Consider the following 17,308-nt stretch of genomic DNA (forward strand, 5'->3'; position numbering starts at 1 on the left):
AAAAACCCCGCTAAGCGCGGGGTTTTTTGATATATTCAATTAAATATCAAACAAATACTTTATAAAAATGCGCTTTAATTTATTTAATCAACCATCTGAAGAAATACAATATTTAGGGACACCTCATACGCAAGATTGCATTGAAGCAATTGCCTTAGTTCTACAATTTGAAGAACAAGTTGAACGAGCACTTGTTTTAACTAATGATCACAATCATTGTTTTTTAATTAAAGGTTATCGAACTGTTTATCTCATTAGATATGGCTTTAGATCAGATTATATCTCAGAAGGTTATAAAGGTTTTGTTAAAGCTTTAAAACTATTGCAAAGGCATAAAATTGAAATCAAAAAGCTGCTTATATCAACTAAAGAATTTGAAATCATTAGGCAAAATGCGTTAAGTGATAGTGACATAGAGTCTTTCTTAAATAGTTCTTATAGACGGACTAACACAATTTATGATTACATTAGCAATTTAGATTTTATGCTTAATGAACCTTTAAAAATAAATGACTATTATCCTAGCGAATTGCCATTAAATTTAATTGACAAGAGAATTATAGATTTAGCTTTTAAGTTTAAATTAGATGCTGATGCATCAATAATGACTGCGTATACTCGATTAGAAAATATTATTCGAGAAAAAATAAATTCGCAAAAATTCTCTAGCTCACTAATGGAAGATGCATTCTGTTCAGACGTAAAAAAAAAATAAGTTATCTCCCTTCAAATGGGAGTCAGAAAATGAAGAGTCATCTACGGCTATTGGCAGATTATTTGTGAATACTTTTAAAGCCTATCGTAATCGAAGAGCACACAGTGAAGTAGAAAAATCACTAAATCAACTACAAAGAGAATTTTTACTCATCAATGAACTTTATTTACTAGAAAGTGAAGCGGTCCAAAGATAAAGATCAATCAATATGAAAAATTATATTGAAACCCTTGCCTGATCCTCCGCCAATGGCAAGATGCTGACACCGCCCCATTTATCCAAATTTATATAGCTGCTTGAGTTATAATTTATGATCAAATCCTATCTCTTTTCACGGCACATAAAAACATCCCTCATCTAATATGAGGGATTTTGGACTATTTAGATTCTGACTTTGGATGCAGCTTTACCATCATCTTAGAATACCCACGAACAAAATTAGACTGAACAATTTCGGGTTCTTCAAGCACTTCAATTCTGTCATAACGTTTGAGAATCTCCTCCCAAAGAATGGTCAATTGCATCTCAGCTAAACGACTACCCATACAGCGATGAATTCCATAACCAAATGATAGATGTTTTTTCACATTTTCACGGTCAATACGAAATTCATCCGCATTTTCAAACACAGTTTCATCACGGTTAGCAGACGCATACCACATAACAACTTTGTCACCTTTACGGATATACTGACCTTTATAAATTAGATCTTGAGTCGCTACACGGCGCATATACGCCAATGGTGTCTGCCAACGAATAATTTCACTAACCATATTAGGCAACAGATCAGGATTATTCTTCAGCTTGCCTAATTCCTGAGGGAACAAATGCATTGCGTAAACCCCGCCCGACATCGAGTTACGAGTCGTATCATTCCCGCCTACGATTAATAGTGCCAAATTCCCCAGAAACTCTAATGGTCGCTGAATCAGATCATTTGTCTCATCACTCCGAATAAGCATACTCATCAAGTCAAAACTTGAAGCCTCACCTGCTTTTATACGTGCAGCCTTATCATGCCAAAGTTGAGACAAATCTCTCACCATCTCTTTTAAACCATCAAAAGTATTTTCAATAGTCATCGTACCGCCTGTCGTACCTGGTGATGAGGATGCAATTTCAGACCAATAGACCAATTTACGGCGTTCTTCGTAAGGAAAATCTAACAATGTCGCCAACATTCTTGAGGTCAGTTCAATTGATACTCGATCTACAAAGTCGAAAGCTTCATTTAAAGGCAAGTGATCAAGTACGTCTTGGGTACGTGTCCGAATCAAGCTTTCCATGTCTTTCAAGTTTTTTGGTACGAAAACACCCTGCACAGCTTTACGCTGAATATCATGCTTCGGTGGATCCATCGCAATAAACATTTCAAGCTCTAAACCTTGCGGTTGCTCACCCAACATAATGATCGGTTCTGAAGAGAAAAGCTGATGATTTTTATCAACGTACATGACATCTTCGTACTGTGTCATCGACCAAAAAGGACCAAATAAACTGTTTAATTGATAATGTATCGGTGCATCTTTCCGTAATCGTTTAAAAGCATCCTTCCATACACCTTGCTTGTATAAAAAAGGGCTACTGACATCAAGCTCTTGTAAGGTGCAAACATTTGGATCTGGAAGTCGAGTTTCTTCAATTTGATCAAAATCAGGATTCTTAAATAAGCTACTTTTTAATTTATGGTACACATGGGCAGCTTTGATATGATTTTCTAAGGGAATATAGCGAGCGCTAAAATTCACCAAATCTACTCGAACAGCATTCATTTTTTTGACTAAATTATTCATGACAATGTGTCCTATGTGATCTCATCTTTAAATTTATATTCAGCCTTTATTCCATTAAGCTGATGATCTGTGTTTGAGCATAGAATTTTAAAAATACACAATCAGGTCATTTTTTGACATTAATAAGTCATTTTTTGACATTCTTTTTATTCAAATTAGCAGCTCTAATGAGGCTAGATTTAAGAATGATCAATATCACGCTATCTGGACTTGAGTATGATTTCTAAAGGAATAGAACATAGCAATCAGGACAATAATGCAATTCGGGCATTGATTCCCTGCGCCTATGTCAGAATTATTGCGCAACAATTGGGAGGTGGGCTGCGTGTATTCCCAATTTTATTGAATGGCACATCACTGACTGCTGAATTTATTCAACAAGAAGATTCTCGGATTTCAGCATCTGATTTTATTCGTATATTTGAAAATGCATTGAACATGACAGATGTTCCCGATTTCGGTTTAGAACTTGGACATCGCCTTAAACCCACGACTCATGGCGCAATGGGCTTTTTGATGCACAGTTGCCCAAACCTTTATGCTGCACTTGAAGCGATTCAACATTATCTACCTACTCGAATTGGATTTGCAGAAGTCATTCTCGAAATGCGTGATCAGCAGATGAATTGTAAAATTCACTTTAATATCGATTGCTCCACCCTTGTATATCAAAGCATGATCGAGTCTTGCATGGTGGTATTTAAAGAGTGTGCTGAATTTATTTTAGGTAAGCCATTAACTGAGGCGAAGTTGCTTTTTAGCTATCCTAAACCTGCTTACCATGCTGCTTATACAAAAATTTTTCAATGTGATTTCGCATTTTCACAATCTTTTGATGGCATTCAGATACCTTTATCTGTGTGTAAAATCCCGAATGCTTCAGCAAGTCAGGAGAACTATCTGATTGCAAAAAAACAATGTGAAAATGTACTTAAGGATCTTCTTACACCCCAAAATACTTATCAATTTCGTGTCAAAAAAATACTGATTGAGCATTTATCAGATCCCAAAAATGAATCCGAGATTGCCGCTTCATTATTCATGAGCAAACGAACCTTAGCTCGTCATTTAGAAAAAGAAGGTTTAACCTTTAAAGAGGTCAAAGATCAGGTACTTGCACAACAAAGTGCTTATTTTCTTGAGCATACGCAACTCACGATTGAAACAATTGGTATGCTTCTTAATTATCACGATGCCTCAAATTTCAGACGAGCATTCAAGCGTTGGTTTGGTATGACCCCTAGCCAATATCGGCAGAAATACAATAATGATCTTACCAAGCAAATTTCTAAATTTAATTAAATCCATATTTTTCATATTGATATATTAAATCATTATAAGGTGTTCGACTGGTAACAGATCTTGCTAATTTTAAACACTCAAATTATAAGTATGATATTTAAAGTTTATTTATACATTCTCATAAATTGTATATGACGCTTTATGCTAAGCTAGTTCATTAACATCACTATATTGAATAAAAAAAAATTGTTATCATCAACCAACTTTTTTGTTATCAATGCTTAAATAATTGATAGCTAAATACCGAATTATCTCTAACAGATGAATAGGTTGAAATGCTCTTTAAACAAGGACAGTTCATTTCACTATTCACCTCACTGCATATGTAAGTTGAAGATTGTTTCAACATACTCAGGAAATATCATGAAGAAAATTCTTGGTTTAGTTTTGGGCCTATCAGTGGGTATCGCTGGATGCTCAAAACAAGATGCTCCAGAAACCGCTGCAAACAACACGAATAAAGATTCAGTTCAAACCATTACAATCGCTTCTACAGGTTCAGATGCAGATATCTGGAAGTTCATTGCAAAATTGCCAGAAACTGAAGCTGCAGGTTTAAAGTTAGATGTTAAAAACTTTACTGATTATGTTTCAATGAACACTGCGGTAGCCAATAAAGAGATTGATATCAATGCCTTCCAATCATATGCATATATGGTTGCATACAATGATGCTAATACTCAAAAAATTGCGCCATTATCTACGACTTATCTTGAGCCAATGGGGATTTACTCAAGCAAAGTTAAAAATCTAAATGATTTCAAAACAGGTTCGACCATTGCAATTCCAAACGATGGTGCTAATGAATCACGTGCCCTTTTATTATTGCAATCTGCTGGTTTAGTAAAGTTAAAACCTCAATTTGACAATGTCAAAGGCACAACTTCTGATGTAACTGAGAATCCTAAACAGATCACCATCAAACCGATTCAAATGGCAACTGCGGTACGTGTGAAAGATGAAGTGGATGCCATTGTATTAGGCAACACCTTAGCAATGGAAGGTGGTTTGAACGTATTAAAAGATGCGATCTATTACGAGCCAATCGATCAAAGTACAAAAATGAATGTGAATGTACTGGCTGTAGCTGAAGGCCGTCAGAATGATCCTGTATTGCAAAAGGTAGGTCAGCTATATCATACAGATGCGGTTAAGCAATATGTGAAAGAGAACTTTGGTGGCACTAAAGTTAATGTTGATAAACCAACGACATATCTCACAGAAGCTCAATAATTCTAGACTTCTGTATTTTTAACAGGCAAATTTAATTTGCCTGTTTTTCATTTTTAATAGTTCTTGACGTTATGATTGAATTTAAAAATATTAGTAAACATTATCAGCTTAAAGGCCAAACTATTCACGCCTTAGACAATATTAATCTGACGATTCCAGATGGAAGTATCTTCGGAATTATAGGCTATAGTGGTGCAGGTAAAAGTACACTGATCCGTTTGATCAATTTACTAGAAAGACCCAATCAAGGTCAAATGATCATCCACGGTCAAGATTTCACTGCTTTGAGCGCTTCAAAATTACGTCAAGAACGCGCCAATATTGGTATGATTTTTCAGCATTTCAATTTACTACAAACCAAAACCGTTGCAGCCAATATTGAAATGCCAATGAAACTCCTTGGCTGGAGTAAAGCTGAGCGTCTAAAACGCTTAGATGAGCTACTTGAGTTTATCGATTTAAAACATAAACGCGATGCTTTTCCAGATGAGCTTTCTGGTGGTCAAAAACAGCGTGTAGGTATCGCTCGGGCACTTGCCAATCATCCAAAAATTCTACTCTGTGACGAAGCAACATCAGCGCTTGATCCTCAAACGACAAAGTCTGTACTTGCCCTTTTGAAAAAAATTAATCAAGAGCAAGGAATCACCATTGTTATGGTTACGCATGAAATGGATGTTATTGAGTCGATTTGCGACTTTGTTGCAGTTATGGAGCAAGGCAAAGTGATTGAACACGGCAGTACTCTCGATATCTTTAGTCAACCTCAACACCCGACGACCAAAACATTTATTCAAACTGTTTTACAGCAGCAATTACCTATCAATATTTTAAATAACTTAGAAAATCAAAATCACCACAGTATTTATAGCTTGCAGTTCTTAGGTACTTCGGCCCAAGAAACTGTTGTGCAAGCTGCCATTAAACGATTTGATATTAGTCTCAATATTTTATTTGCCAACATGACCGAAATTAATGGCGCTGTGATTGGGCAAATGTTTGTGCAATTACTGGGTGATCCAGACATTATTCAAGAAACCATCAGCTTTTTCCAACAACATGGCGTTAAAGTTGAGCAATCAGGAGTACGTGCATGAGAGATATGATTGTTCAATGGCTAACCGAAATTACTGAACCTTTTTGGAAAAGCTCGCTTTCAATTGATCAATTTGTGACAGCCCTACAAGAAACCTTTCATATGGTTTTTTTTGCAATGCTATTCGGTACGATTTGGGGTTTAATTCAAGGGATAACTCTACTTGTTACACGACCAAACGGGATTTTAGCCAATCGTGTGATTTACTATGGATTAAACCCTATTGTGAATGCATTACGTTCCCTCCCGTTTATTATCCTCCTGATCGCGGTTATTCCACTGACAAAAATGATTGTGGGTACTTCTATTGGGACATGGGCAGCTATTGTTCCTTTAACCATTTATGTAGGACCTTATATTGGTCGTCTGGTTGAAACTTCACTCCTTGAAGTCAACGAAGGTATCGTGGAGTCAGCGCAAGCTATGGGCGCAACACCCCTGCAAATTATTTTCAAGTTTATTCTGCCTGAGGCGCGTAGCTCCCTCATTCTCAATTTAACTACAGCTGCAATCAGCTTAATTGGTGCAACAGCCATGGCTGGTGCGGTCGGTGCAGGCGGCATTGGTGATCTTGCGATCTCCTATGGTTATCAACGCTTTGATACCAGTGTCGTTATACTCACCGTCATTGTGCTTTTAGTATTAGTTCAATTGGTGCAAATGACAGGTGAAAAACTCGCCAAAATGCGATAGTAAATTTAAAAAAGATCTCAAATGAGATCTTTTTTAATATCAATCCATCCAAAGTGAAGCGATTTTTTCCATTAATTGCGCACGTAACGGCGCAGTCCGATTGCATGGATTACGCTTTGCTTCATGCGTATAAAACGCTTGCCATTCGCGTATCATTTCCAAACTAACACCTTGTGCTTTAAACTGATGGATGTCTTGCTTAGATACACTTTCTAAACGTGCTTGAGCACCTTCTGGACCTGTTGCCCAACCGATAACCCCTTGCCCAAAACTCGGAAGGCTCATTTGGTTGGGTGTTTGAGGAACCGCTTTACGTTCGATTGTCTCATTGACCTTACAGCTGCTTGGACGCTCGTATAATTGAGACTTTTGCAGTTGACCAACTTGAGAGTTTTGCATACAACCAACAAGAACAATCGAACTCATCACTGCGCTGATGCAAGCACTCAATCTCACTTTTATCATCATTTACTTTTTACTCGAAATTAGTTCATCAGATCAGATAATCTTAAGCTAACAACAATGCACCTCATCAAATTCGAAATCAATATTTACAATACATCGCTGTTTAAAATTTGGGTGAATTTTACAATTTGATAAGCTTGATCTAGGATGAGATCAAATAAGTCACATGCTTTAGGATCGTTTAGGATGCGTTATCAAGTTCGCGTAATTGATGTTAACAATGCGCTACAAAACTATATATGGATTATTGAAGATACTGAAACCCAAGAAATTGCAGTGGTAGACCCTACAGAAGCCAATTTGGTGGTCAACTATTGTGACTCGAATGGTTTAACACTTAAGCAAATATGGCTTACCCACTGGCATAAAGACCATATTGGTGGTGTGCCAGAGTTAATCGCGGAAAAAAATATTGAAGTTTATGGTCCACGTGAAGAATTATCTAAAATTCCATTTATCAGTTGTCCACTCAATCATGATGATGAATTTTATTTTAATGACTTAAAACTTGACGTCATCGCTGTTCCTGGCCACACCTTAGGTCATATCGCAATATTTGCAGATGAAATTGACAGTTTATTCTGTGGAGATACCTTATTTGCAATGGGATGCGGACGCCTTTTTGAAGGAACGGCTGAACAAATGTATCAATCACTTAACCGACTGTCAGCGCTCCCTCCAAGAACTCAAGTCTACTGTACCCATGAATACACGCTCTCAAATGCACAATTCGCTTTGCAAGTAGAACCTGAGAATAAGGCACTGCAAGAACGATTTGAGCAAGTTCAGAAACTTCGAGATCAAAATCAAATAACCTTACCTTCCACCATTGAAATTGAACTTGAGACCAATCCTTTCTTGCGCGTCAACAGTGCTGAAGAATTTAAACGTATTCGGGAAATGAAAGATAATTTCTAAATTTAGCATTATCTGTTCAAATTACAGGTGTTCATTACTGAGCGATATTCGCTCAGTTTTTAAACCCTTCAGACAATACATTCTCTTCTTTATCTTAAAGCTTTAACAACATGATCAAATTCTTTCTTTTAATTGCATGAAATATATACATTTTTATAGAATTAAAATATATTTACATTAATTTAGGTTAAAGCCCTTTAAAAACAACATCATTAACCTTATTAATATTTCATTAGTCAAAGGAGTTGTCTCATGAAGAAAGTGGTCAAAGCAAAAAATTTAATTGCATTCAGAATTTGGTTAGAAAAATTAGGTTATTCCGTTCGAAATTTAAAGGATAACCAAGGCTTCACTTTCAGTTTTAAAAAAGAATATGGTTTAGTGACATGTGACTTATCTGGAAATACTCTAGCAATGCAATTAGGTGAAGAATTCGAGGATCACTTAAAGGCTTAATCTCACCTTAATTCAACGGAATGAATACTAAATAGATCATCTAAATATTAATATCGCCTCTTTGTAGGCGATTTTTTTTGATTATATATTTTGGTCTGTATTTATATAAAAATATAGGCAATAAAAAAGCAAGGTATCAAACCTTGCCTTAATATGGTGGGGACGGAGAGACTCGAACTCTCACACCTTGCGGCGCTGGAACCTAAATCCAGTGCGTCTACCAATTTCGCCACGTCCCCTTTGAATACTCAATCATATTACTGAGCTTCATAAAACTTGGCAGAGGATCAAGGATTCGAACCTTGACGAACGGTTTTGGAGACCGTCATGCTACCATTACACCAATCCTCTATTTCACTTACTTCGGTCGTTCCACCTAGCAAATTACTTGGTGGGGACGGAGAGACTCGAACTCTCACACCTTGCGGCGCTGGAACCTAAATCCAGTGCGTCTACCAATTTCGCCACGTCCCCGATGGCTGTGTATATTATAGAGATCATTATCTCATGACAAGCCCTTTTTTTGAAAAACCTTATTGTTTGACTAAATATAAAACAATTATCCATTTTACTGGTTTTTGTTTAAACAAATTCGCTTAATAACTGTTTTAATTGATAAATATTGTTCAATCTTTGTGATTTATTTTTCATCAACATCTGCTGGAGTACTGGTGTTAAGTCAGAAAAAGGCCTAATAATTTCAACTTTTAATTGCTGACAATGCCATTTTGCCCAATCTATATAGCTTTTTTTACGGATTGAGTACTGATTTAACCATTCTAACCAAATAATACCGAGTGCATATATATCTGATGCTTGTGATTTTGACTCACCATGAAACAACTCAGGCGCCATATACCTTGGTGTTCCATGTGTAGAAACTTGAGGATGGCACTCCAAGTGAAACATCTGTTCAAAATCAATTAATTTGGGTTGACCATTCAATATTCTAAAATGTTCTCTTTTGAGATCTGCATGGACCAATCCTTGCTCATGAATAGATAGTATTGCATCTAGACTATGTAATAATAAATTGACCACATTTGAAAACTCATTGTGTGAGAAGGTCTGCATTTGAGTATAGACGGAATTTTCTACTTCAAATAGCGGCGCCGCATTTTCAATCAGAATTAATGATGAAGAATCATGTGTTGATGTAGGTGTATTGAATCTACTGTTTTCGTTATACACGATCTCAAACGGCACTAAGATCTTTGAAGAGCGAGTACTGAGTGATTGGTAGTGTTTTATCTCATTGTCGAACCACTGCTCATGCTGTGAACTGATACCCTGCTGTTGTCGCTTAACCCAATACGTTTGGTCGTCTATTTCGATACAATAAATTAGACGACCATACTGCTGACTTTGTTCAGAATTAACTGGTTGCCTGAGCAGAGGCTGAATGGTTTGCCACTGTAGATTGTTTTTCGAGAGATTCATTTTGCTGTTTCAGTTGCGTCAGCATATCCAAACAATGTTCAATGGTTTTTCCTATGCGCGCATGTGTTTCAATACTGGACAGTTTAGACCAAGTTGCCCGCTCGCCTTCTCTTTGAAGGACTTTAAACAAATGAGGTCGCGGATTTTGTAGCATATAATGATAATGTCGTAGGCTGTAATTACCTACAATATTTAAATCACCATAATAACGCTGATCAACAATACCATAACCGTGATCCAATAGTCGTCTAATCGTCGGCACACTGCCCATTCGGTCACGAGTGAAATTCATGACATCCATCGCAATCGTTTTACCATGTTTACGCACTAAACGTTGCGGCCAGCTGAGTAGATCTGTTCTAAAACGCTCCGCATCACTTTGCATGAATGGCACAATATGTGGATTCACCTGACTGGCAATGGTGTAATTAATATTGTAGAGACGAGCCATTTTCTCTTGTGGGAAATCACTTCTTACACTGCCATCCACCCAACGAATACTTGCCAAGTATGGTGTATGCACCCCATCATAACGCTTACTGGTCAGTCGAACTGGAGGAAATAAGATAGGAACGGCGCATGAGGCCAATACTGCACTCCATACCAGTAAATCTGGCGCAGTATATTTATTCATGATACGAGCATCTTCCTGAGCGACATCATAAGGTGCGACACTGATATTAATATCAAGTCCAGACTTTTCATACGCTTCTTGAAATGTTAAGTCCCCTAAATTTTCCACTAGAAATTTCTTAAGATATCGCACATCAGCAATACCACCATTTCCTCTAAGCAACTCTTTTAAACTTCTGAAATGGAATGCCTCGCTATAAAAGCTCTCTCCTGTCAGCAGCTGATCAATATCTTTTTGATCAGAAACGCCTAACATCGCCGTCATTAACGCACCAGCACTCGAACCTGATAAAACTTTCGGCATCAAATCTTGTTCCATCAGCGCCTTACACACGCCTGTATGAAACAAACCTAATGAGGCCCCACCCGAAAACATCATTGCTGGTTGACCATAGGTCAGTTGACAATTTTTAAAAAAATCAAATTTTTCTTGATGTGTCAAACCTGAACATTCATCCGAAGCGATATAAATTAAACTCTGTGAAACCTCTTCGATATAGTCCTCAATAAGTTTTTTAGTGCCAATATATGTTTGTGTGAACAGCATAGGATGACCAATATTGGCGACATCATGACTCAAGCCTTCTCGCAAAATATAGATAAGATCAAACACACGATGATTCAGCTTGTAACGGCGTAAGAGATTTAAACGATGCGATATAATTTCAGCATCAAAATAGGGTGAAGTATTATCAAACTTCCATTCCTGAGCGCCCGTCTCCTCATCCAGCTTTAAGGCAATGTCTCTCCACTCTTCATAGCTCTCCACACGTTCAAGCTCATGTTGCATTTTTTTAATTCGATACGCTTGATGCGGATTAATTTGACTACGAGTGCCTAAAATCATTGAGCTAGTCCTTTGATTTTTATTAATTCAATTAGTTTTGTTCAGTTTTTAAACTATGCAAAAAAAGCAGAAAATAATCAACTTAATAAAATTTATTTCTTGTATCGACCAGTCACCATAGATTTATCCCTTAGATCAGTTCACATCGCTGTCGTCATCATGTAGATTAAACTTGATTTTATTGAATTGTATTTCACAAACAACTATGGCGACTCTAGAACTACCAGATCAACTGTTAACAAAAATTTCTCAACTTATTGACCAACTTAATCACACATTATCTGAACCGAGTCAGGAAATTGATTTCTCAGCACTAGGATACAAATGGCAAAATAAACGGCTGATCCCCATTCAAAAACCTAAAATAATTCATCTTGATGATTTAAAAGGTATCGAAAAACAAAAAGAAAAAATACTGCAAAACACTGAACAATTTTTACAAGGTTTACCTGCAAACGATATTTTATTGACTGGATCTCGTGGAACCGGAAAATCATCTATTGTAAGATCTTTACTGTCAAAATATGCTGACCGTGGTTTACGCATCATTGAAATTGAGCGTGATAATCTGTCAGACCTACCAGAAATACAAAAAATTATTGAAGGTCGTCCCGAAAAATTTATCGTGTATTGTGATGACTTAGCCTTTAATGCTGAAGACGAAAATTATCGTAGTTTAAAAAGTGTGTTAGATGGTTCACTAGAGTCAGGTTCTGGCAACTTTATTATTTATGCGACCAGTAACCGCCGCCATCTACTACCAGAATTTATGCATGAAAACACCCCGATCACTAAAGTGGACGTGCCTCAATATACTGAATTACATCCGCAAGAAGCGATCGAAGAAAAAATCTCATTGTCTGATCGTTTTGGTCTTTGGCTTTCATTCTACCCGATGGATCAAAATCTTTATTTAGAGATTGTAGAGCACTATTTAAAAAAATCTGGTATTGAAATGACACCTGAAGTACGTGCTGAAGCGCTACGTTGGTGCCAAGCCAGAGGTCAACGCTCAGGTCGTTCTGCATTCCAATTTTCAAAACATTGGATCGGTTCTACTCAATTAAAGCGTGATTAAGCATTTACATCAGCTTCTGCAATAAGAAACTAAGATGGAATAACGTCTTAGTTTCTCGACTTTCACTCTTTAAGCTAAGTTATTAGCTTTTATTACGATAAAAGTTAATAAATTATTCATTAATAATTATAAAGATAAAATTAATAATTTAACTCAGTGCTCTCTATCAACATCAAAAAATCTTAAATCAAAAAAATCCCACCATTTATTTTAAGTTATTGATTTAAATAAAATTTATTAACCAAATAAGAATTAAAAAAATAATTTAATTATAAAACAATATAACATAATTACCATTTTTTTGTTTTTCGAACAAAATCAATGTAACCCAAACTTAACAATTCAAAAATAGTATGAAGGACGCAAATAATTATAGAAAAAGGCTGCATCCATGCTCCAAATTAAAAAATATAGTAACCAACATACACAATCCCCAGATGTTCAAAATATATTAAAAACGCTTCATCAAGCGATCTTCATGACACCAGAGGGTTGTGATTTGAATGACATTGCGCAAGCCTATGCCCCCGATGATGCTGCAAGCAAACGGGTTTTGATCTATTTTGATGAAGAAAAACCTGTTGGATTTTTATGTATGCAACGTTATGAAGTCAAAAAGTTTGACAAGACAATAAATGTTTTTCGTGGTCAAGCAGGTCTTCTTAGCGCCTATCGAAAATCAAATCTGTTAAAATTCCAATACATTTATTTCATTATTTCTCAAATGCTCCGCCACCCAGCACCATCGTATTTTTTTGCTGTGTGTTTACATCCCTCAAGTTATCGTGCAATTACACGATATGCTTTCAAAAAAAATACATGGCCTACTCGCTTAAACCTCAATAACAATACAGAAATGCAAGACCTTTGCACCCTATTCTCTCAGCAATTCAATTATCAACTTTCAAAATCTGGCCATGTTTTTATTTATAACGATGGCCTTGGAGGAACACGCGGTTGTAAGCATGAACACGATAACATGAATGAGGATGCTGAATTTTTTTTGAATCACAATGCCGGATATATCAATGGTGATGGTATGTTAGTGATTGCCAAAATCACTGTCTTTGAGGTGTTTTACCGTTTAATTTGTCATACTTTGGGTAAAATGAATCGCAATAAATATATTCAATGGACAAAACAGCGACAACAATAGTCCCGCTTTAAACGCATCTAGCACATATTGCTCACCACAATGTTGCTTAATCATCGGTAAGAATGCATCACAGGACAGTACACCTGTGGTGCTAATTGCTGCTTGTGGTTGATGTCTTCCAAAAAGCTGTAGAAAAATGATGGAAAACATCCCTCGAATCATATCCACAATTAAAGCTTGAACTGCCAATAAGGGATTTAGTTTTTGTGAAATCATCGCAGCAGACAGACTTGCCCAACCGAATCCAGAAAGCAATACAGCACTTTCATTCCAAATTATCAGCATAAAGCAGGCAAATATTGTATTTGCCAAAACCATTATGATTGGGAGTTTTAAATCATGCCATTGCAATGTTTTGATATTAAAGGCTGATATAAAAACTCCGATCAAAAATAGAATAATGTAGATAAGAACGTTTTGAATACTTAAAGCTATTTGCTCATCTATTAAATCCATTCGATAAGTGAAGATTCCTCCCACAAAAACCAAACTAAGCAAAAGATACACTGTCAATATTTTAATGATATCCTTAATTTGGATTGTTTTACGTTTGCTGTTTTCCTGCTGTTTCTTCTTATAAAATAGTGAACTAAACCAGTAAGTAAATGCGCATACCCCGAGTGCGAGAATAACTAGCTTGCTCAAAACAGCTCTAGGATTTTCTAATGCAAGTAGGTTTGGCGCTGCGTAAACAGTGCAAAAAAATATAAATAAAATCAGGGCTAAAAAAAATACTTGTTCAATGTACTTGTTGGGATGAAATTTACGACCATATAGATAGCCAAAAATGATGATGATAAGATCCAATCAGACTTCCAAAATTATTTTTATACGTATCGCTTAGATTAATTCATAGATATAAAACTTATATGACAAAATGTTTCTTATTGAGCATAGTCATGTCTAATCATTTGTGTCTGCTAGATTTTAAGTTTAAAACTTAATTTCGCCCCGCTATCGTCAATAGTCTAATTCGTTGTTTTGATTTCTCGTACAGTTCAATTTCAATCTTTCGGCGTGTTTAGCGCATCTCTTTAAAACAACTAATCACAATTTTAAAATATCACTCACAATTCTATAATCGTTTTTCATTTCAGATCACCTAATATATTTTTTAAAAGTACAAAAGAGAACGTGATGACTCGCAATCATAACGACCTTGATACCATCCCACATAGAAGCACTCGTGTTTATTCTCAAAGTTTTGATTACTCATTGGACTTTGCAAAAATTAACTTCAGAGAAAGGCCAGAACTCTATCGAATTGGTCGTGGTGAACAGGGTGTATTACTCGTCGAACCCTACAAATCTGAAATTCTGCCCTTTTGGAAATTTGCAGATGAAGATAAAGCTAGAGAGAGTTCTAATAAGATTTATCAACTCTTTCTTGAATATTTAGCAGTCGATGATTTTGTCGGTGCAGATATGGCTCGTAAATTTTTACAAATGGGTTATACCCGAGCGAGACGTTATGCAAACCATAAAGGCGGAAAAAAATATAAAGGTCCTGTACCTAATGACAAAAAAGGTTTAAGTGGTGCTCACGGGCGTGAAGAACTACCACGCCAACAAGAAGACCCTATTAAAGCTGCAGCAGCACGAATTTTTAAAGTGAAATGGGATGAAGCTAAACAGCATTCCCACTATATTGCATTAAAAGAACGATTTAAAAACTCAATTGCGAGTCAATAAATACATTCTCACACCATTTATAATACAAACAAAACTATTTCTTTAATTTTTATTTACAATAGAAAAATAGAAAGTACAATAGCATTTACCAAAAAATGATCACCATTTTTTGCATTTAAAGATAAACAAATCACAAATAATGAGCATGCGCCATGATAACTAAATTTTTAAAATTGGGTTTAATCCTCTCGATGACCACTTTAACAACGACAACTTTTGCCCAACAACACACCGTTTCATTGGGTTATGCTCAGTCTGAAATTGAAAATGCGTTTGATATTCGCGGTGTTCACGCTCAATATCGCTATGAACTCGAGACTCCTTTAAGCGTTATGGCAACAATGTCGTATCAAACTGGTGATGAAACTTGGATTGAACCAGGTGAACGCCAAGATACAGATGTAAAGCATTTTTCTTTGCTAGCAGGCCCTGCATATCGTCTTAATGAGAATTTCAGTGTTTATGGTGTTGTCGGGATCGCACATTCAAAAGTTGAAAGTTCATATCGCGCCTTGAACATATACGAAAACATGGATCTAAGTGAAACAGCGTTTGCATATGGTGTTGGTATTAATATTAATCCTGCTCCGCAATATGCGATCAATATCGGTTATGAAGGTACTAAAGTTGATGGGGCTAAATTTGATGGGTTCAACATCAGCGCAGGTTATCGTTTCTGATTCTGCTTGAATACATAGAGAATTAAAAAAGAGGCTTTTTGCCTCTTTTTTTGTCAAAATCATTGGATAATGTTTATACATTATTTGGATAGCGAGAAATAGACGAATCCTATATAGCTAGAATAAGTCGTATTATTCTACCTAGGATGTTTCATGCAAAAAAGAAAACTTGGACAAACTGATTTATTCATCGCACCCATCGTATTCGGAGGAAATGTATTCGGTTGGACGGTTGATGAAAAACAAAGTTTCAAAATTTTAGATGCACTGTATGAGCGTGGATTTAACACCATTGATACAGCAGACTTCTATTCCATTTGGGCACCAGGCAATCATGGTGGCGAGTCAGAAACAATCATTGGTAATTGGTTAAAACAAAATCCAAGTAAACGTGAAGACATCGTGCTATTTACTAAAGTCGGTTTAGATATGGGGATTCCCGGCCATCAAGGTTTATCTGAACGATGGATTATGCAAGCAGTTGAAGACTCTCTAAGCCGTTTGAAAACAGATTATCTTGATCTTTATTTTGCACACTGGCCTGATGAAAACACACCTCATGAGGAAACATTATCAGCATTTTCAAAGCTCAAAGATCAAGGAAAAATTCGTGCCTATGGCACTTCTAATTTTTCAGCTAATCAATTAGACGCTTCTATTCAAGCTGCACAAAAGATTGGTGTGCAACATTATCAGGTTCTTCAACCTGAATATAATCTTTACGATCGCGATGTATTCGAACAAACACTGCAACCCATTTGTGAACGCCATCAAATTGGTGTAGTAAGTTTTTATAGTCTGGCTAGTGGATTTCTATCTGGGAAATATTCGTCATTAGACAATATTCAAGGGCGTCAACGTGCAGATACGCTTGTAAAATATTTTGATGAGCGAGGCTTAAACCTTTTAGATAAGCTCAGAGATGTGGCATCGCGCCACAATGCAGCACCTGCTGAGGTAGCTTTGGCTTGGTTACTTGCGCAAAAGCATATTTCAGCACCAATCGCCAGTGCAACAAACCTTGAACAAATTACCCAATTTTCAAATGCAGTGAATCTTCAACTCTCACCAGAAGACATGCAAATTCTTTCAATAGTGTAAATATAAAAAA

17 protein-coding genes and 3 tRNA genes are annotated in these 17,308 nt (G+C 36.4%); 12 read left to right on the forward strand and 8 right to left on the reverse strand.

What is annotated here, in order from left to right:
* Window positions 1-67 precede the first annotated feature (67 nt).
* The gene (locus tag AC1M9M_RS02205; RefSeq protein ID WP_481595483.1) at window positions 68-715 is read left to right on the forward strand and encodes a hypothetical protein; all 648 of its coding nucleotides are present in this window, start codon (window positions 68-70) and stop codon (window positions 713-715) included.
* A 377-nt stretch (window positions 716-1,092) separates the two neighbouring features.
* Here AC1M9M_RS02205 and AC1M9M_RS02210 read toward each other — a convergent pair whose 3' ends face one another.
* Complete coding sequence (locus AC1M9M_RS02210) at window positions 1,093-2,508, reverse strand: cytochrome P450 (RefSeq protein WP_481595484.1); 1,416 nt, start codon at window positions 2,506-2,508, stop codon at window positions 1,093-1,095.
* A gap of 216 nt (window positions 2,509-2,724) precedes the next feature.
* Between AC1M9M_RS02210 and AC1M9M_RS02215 the strand changes: the two genes are divergently transcribed.
* From AC1M9M_RS02215 to AC1M9M_RS02230, 4 genes are all read left to right on the forward strand, one after another.
* The gene (locus AC1M9M_RS02215; protein ID WP_481595485.1) at window positions 2,725-3,810 is read left to right on the forward strand and encodes an AraC family transcriptional regulator; all 1,086 of its coding nucleotides are present in this window, start codon (window positions 2,725-2,727) and stop codon (window positions 3,808-3,810) included.
* Between the two features lie 363 nt (window positions 3,811-4,173).
* Entirely contained in the window at window positions 4,174-5,043 is an 870-nt protein-coding gene (locus AC1M9M_RS02220; protein WP_035267639.1) for a MetQ/NlpA family ABC transporter substrate-binding protein, read from the forward strand.
* Between the two features lie 71 nt (window positions 5,044-5,114).
* Complete coding sequence (locus AC1M9M_RS02225; protein ID WP_179998301.1) at window positions 5,115-6,140, forward strand: methionine ABC transporter ATP-binding protein; 1,026 nt, start codon at window positions 5,115-5,117, stop codon at window positions 6,138-6,140.
* Window positions 6,137-6,832 (forward strand): methionine ABC transporter permease, encoded by a 696-nt coding sequence (locus AC1M9M_RS02230; RefSeq protein WP_035267644.1) that lies wholly within the window; start codon window positions 6,137-6,139, stop codon window positions 6,830-6,832. Before AC1M9M_RS02225 ends, AC1M9M_RS02230 begins: the two co-directional genes overlap by 4 nt.
* Window positions 6,833-6,871: 39 nt before the next feature.
* On the opposite strand, the gene AC1M9M_RS02235 is transcribed toward AC1M9M_RS02230, so the two are convergent.
* Window positions 6,872-7,258, reverse strand: a complete 387-nt coding sequence (locus tag AC1M9M_RS02235) for a DUF4951 domain-containing protein (RefSeq protein WP_481595486.1) — start codon at window positions 7,256-7,258, stop codon at window positions 6,872-6,874.
* Between the two features lie 225 nt (window positions 7,259-7,483).
* Here AC1M9M_RS02235 and gloB point away from each other — a divergent pair, with 225 nt between their 5' ends.
* Together gloB and AC1M9M_RS02245 are read left to right on the forward strand one after the other, a co-directional pair.
* Window positions 7,484-8,215 (forward strand): hydroxyacylglutathione hydrolase, encoded by a 732-nt coding sequence (gene gloB / locus AC1M9M_RS02240; RefSeq protein WP_481591199.1) that lies wholly within the window; start codon window positions 7,484-7,486, stop codon window positions 8,213-8,215.
* A 252-nt stretch (window positions 8,216-8,467) separates the two neighbouring features.
* On the forward strand, window positions 8,468-8,671 hold the full coding sequence (locus tag AC1M9M_RS02245) for a hypothetical protein (RefSeq protein WP_035267651.1): 204 nt from the start codon (window positions 8,468-8,470) through the stop codon (window positions 8,669-8,671).
* A gap of 154 nt (window positions 8,672-8,825) precedes the next feature.
* On the opposite strand, the gene AC1M9M_RS02250 is transcribed toward AC1M9M_RS02245, so the two are convergent.
* The 5 genes from AC1M9M_RS02250 to AC1M9M_RS02270 form a co-directional block, all read right to left on the reverse strand.
* Window positions 8,826-8,910: transfer RNA gene (locus AC1M9M_RS02250), tRNA-Leu, on the reverse strand.
* 38 nt (window positions 8,911-8,948) lie between these two features.
* Window positions 8,949-9,022 (reverse strand) — tRNA-Trp (locus AC1M9M_RS02255).
* A 38-nt stretch (window positions 9,023-9,060) separates the two neighbouring features.
* Window positions 9,061-9,145: transfer RNA gene (locus AC1M9M_RS02260), tRNA-Leu, on the reverse strand.
* Between the two features lie 108 nt (window positions 9,146-9,253).
* A complete protein-coding gene (locus AC1M9M_RS02265) occupies window positions 9,254-10,111 on the reverse strand; it encodes a protein kinase domain-containing protein (protein ID WP_481595487.1) in 858 nt (285 codons plus the stop codon).
* Window positions 10,047-11,591 carry a DUF3336 domain-containing protein gene (locus tag AC1M9M_RS02270; RefSeq protein WP_481595488.1) on the reverse strand — a complete coding sequence of 515 codons (1,545 nt, stop codon included), beginning with the start codon at window positions 11,589-11,591 and terminating at the stop codon, window positions 10,047-10,049. The genes AC1M9M_RS02265 and AC1M9M_RS02270 overlap by 65 nt, the downstream gene beginning before the upstream one ends.
* A gap of 205 nt (window positions 11,592-11,796) precedes the next feature.
* Between AC1M9M_RS02270 and AC1M9M_RS02275 the strand changes: the two genes are divergently transcribed.
* Together AC1M9M_RS02275 and AC1M9M_RS02280 are read left to right on the forward strand one after the other, a co-directional pair.
* Window positions 11,797-12,669 (forward strand): ATP-binding protein, encoded by an 873-nt coding sequence (locus AC1M9M_RS02275; RefSeq protein WP_481591202.1) that lies wholly within the window; start codon window positions 11,797-11,799, stop codon window positions 12,667-12,669.
* A 391-nt stretch (window positions 12,670-13,060) separates the two neighbouring features.
* Window positions 13,061-13,825, forward strand: coding sequence for a hypothetical protein (locus AC1M9M_RS02280; protein ID WP_481595489.1), 765 nt, complete (start codon window positions 13,061-13,063; stop codon window positions 13,823-13,825).
* On the opposite strand, the gene AC1M9M_RS02285 is transcribed toward AC1M9M_RS02280, so the two are convergent.
* Window positions 13,754-14,632, reverse strand: coding sequence for a LysO family transporter (locus AC1M9M_RS02285; protein ID WP_481595490.1), 879 nt, complete (start codon window positions 14,630-14,632; stop codon window positions 13,754-13,756). The genes AC1M9M_RS02280 and AC1M9M_RS02285 overlap by 72 nt on opposite strands.
* 330 nt (window positions 14,633-14,962) lie before the next feature.
* Between AC1M9M_RS02285 and AC1M9M_RS02290 the strand changes: the two genes are divergently transcribed.
* The 3 genes from AC1M9M_RS02290 (at window position 14,963) to AC1M9M_RS02300 (ending at window position 17,298) form a co-directional block, all read left to right on the forward strand.
* Complete coding sequence (locus AC1M9M_RS02290; RefSeq protein WP_481595491.1) at window positions 14,963-15,517, forward strand: DUF4385 domain-containing protein; 555 nt, start codon at window positions 14,963-14,965, stop codon at window positions 15,515-15,517.
* Between the two features lie 152 nt (window positions 15,518-15,669).
* Complete coding sequence (locus tag AC1M9M_RS02295; protein ID WP_092766154.1) at window positions 15,670-16,197, forward strand: Ail/Lom family outer membrane beta-barrel protein; 528 nt, start codon at window positions 15,670-15,672, stop codon at window positions 16,195-16,197.
* 153 nt (window positions 16,198-16,350) lie between these two features.
* Window positions 16,351-17,298 (forward strand): aldo/keto reductase, encoded by a 948-nt coding sequence (locus tag AC1M9M_RS02300; RefSeq protein WP_481595492.1) that lies wholly within the window; start codon window positions 16,351-16,353, stop codon window positions 17,296-17,298.
* Window positions 17,299-17,308 lie beyond the last annotated feature (10 nt).

This window comes from Acinetobacter sp. ANC_7503 (assembly GCF_056780035.1).

What these genes read in the sequence shown, in the direction of transcription:
- AC1M9M_RS02205 (WP_481595483.1), top strand. Translation starts at nt 68, where the DNA reads ATGCGCTTTAATTTATTTAATCAACCATCTGAAGAAATACAATATTTA.
- AC1M9M_RS02210 (WP_481595484.1), bottom strand. Translation starts at nt 2,508, where the DNA reads ATGAATAATTTAGTCAAAAAAATGAATGCTGTTCGAGTAGATTTGGTG.
- AC1M9M_RS02215 (WP_481595485.1), top strand. Translation starts at nt 2,725, where the DNA reads ATGATTTCTAAAGGAATAGAACATAGCAATCAGGACAATAATGCAATT.
- AC1M9M_RS02220 (WP_035267639.1), top strand. Translation starts at nt 4,174, where the DNA reads ATGAAGAAAATTCTTGGTTTAGTTTTGGGCCTATCAGTGGGTATCGCT.
- AC1M9M_RS02225 (WP_179998301.1), top strand. Translation starts at nt 5,115, where the DNA reads ATGATTGAATTTAAAAATATTAGTAAACATTATCAGCTTAAAGGCCAA.
- AC1M9M_RS02230 (WP_035267644.1), top strand. Translation starts at nt 6,137, where the DNA reads ATGAGAGATATGATTGTTCAATGGCTAACCGAAATTACTGAACCTTTT.
- AC1M9M_RS02235 (WP_481595486.1), bottom strand. Translation starts at nt 7,258, where the DNA reads ATGAGTTCGATTGTTCTTGTTGGTTGTATGCAAAACTCTCAAGTTGGT.
- gloB (WP_481591199.1), top strand. Translation starts at nt 7,484, where the DNA reads ATGCGTTATCAAGTTCGCGTAATTGATGTTAACAATGCGCTACAAAAC.
- AC1M9M_RS02245 (WP_035267651.1), top strand. Translation starts at nt 8,468, where the DNA reads ATGAAGAAAGTGGTCAAAGCAAAAAATTTAATTGCATTCAGAATTTGG.
- AC1M9M_RS02265 (WP_481595487.1), bottom strand. Translation starts at nt 10,111, where the DNA reads ATGAATCTCTCGAAAAACAATCTACAGTGGCAAACCATTCAGCCTCTG.
- AC1M9M_RS02270 (WP_481595488.1), bottom strand. Translation starts at nt 11,591, where the DNA reads ATGATTTTAGGCACTCGTAGTCAAATTAATCCGCATCAAGCGTATCGA.
- AC1M9M_RS02275 (WP_481591202.1), top strand. Translation starts at nt 11,797, where the DNA reads ATGGCGACTCTAGAACTACCAGATCAACTGTTAACAAAAATTTCTCAA.
- AC1M9M_RS02280 (WP_481595489.1), top strand. Translation starts at nt 13,061, where the DNA reads ATGCTCCAAATTAAAAAATATAGTAACCAACATACACAATCCCCAGAT.
- AC1M9M_RS02290 (WP_481595491.1), top strand. Translation starts at nt 14,963, where the DNA reads ATGACTCGCAATCATAACGACCTTGATACCATCCCACATAGAAGCACT.
- AC1M9M_RS02295 (WP_092766154.1), top strand. Translation starts at nt 15,670, where the DNA reads ATGATAACTAAATTTTTAAAATTGGGTTTAATCCTCTCGATGACCACT.
- AC1M9M_RS02300 (WP_481595492.1), top strand. Translation starts at nt 16,351, where the DNA reads ATGCAAAAAAGAAAACTTGGACAAACTGATTTATTCATCGCACCCATC.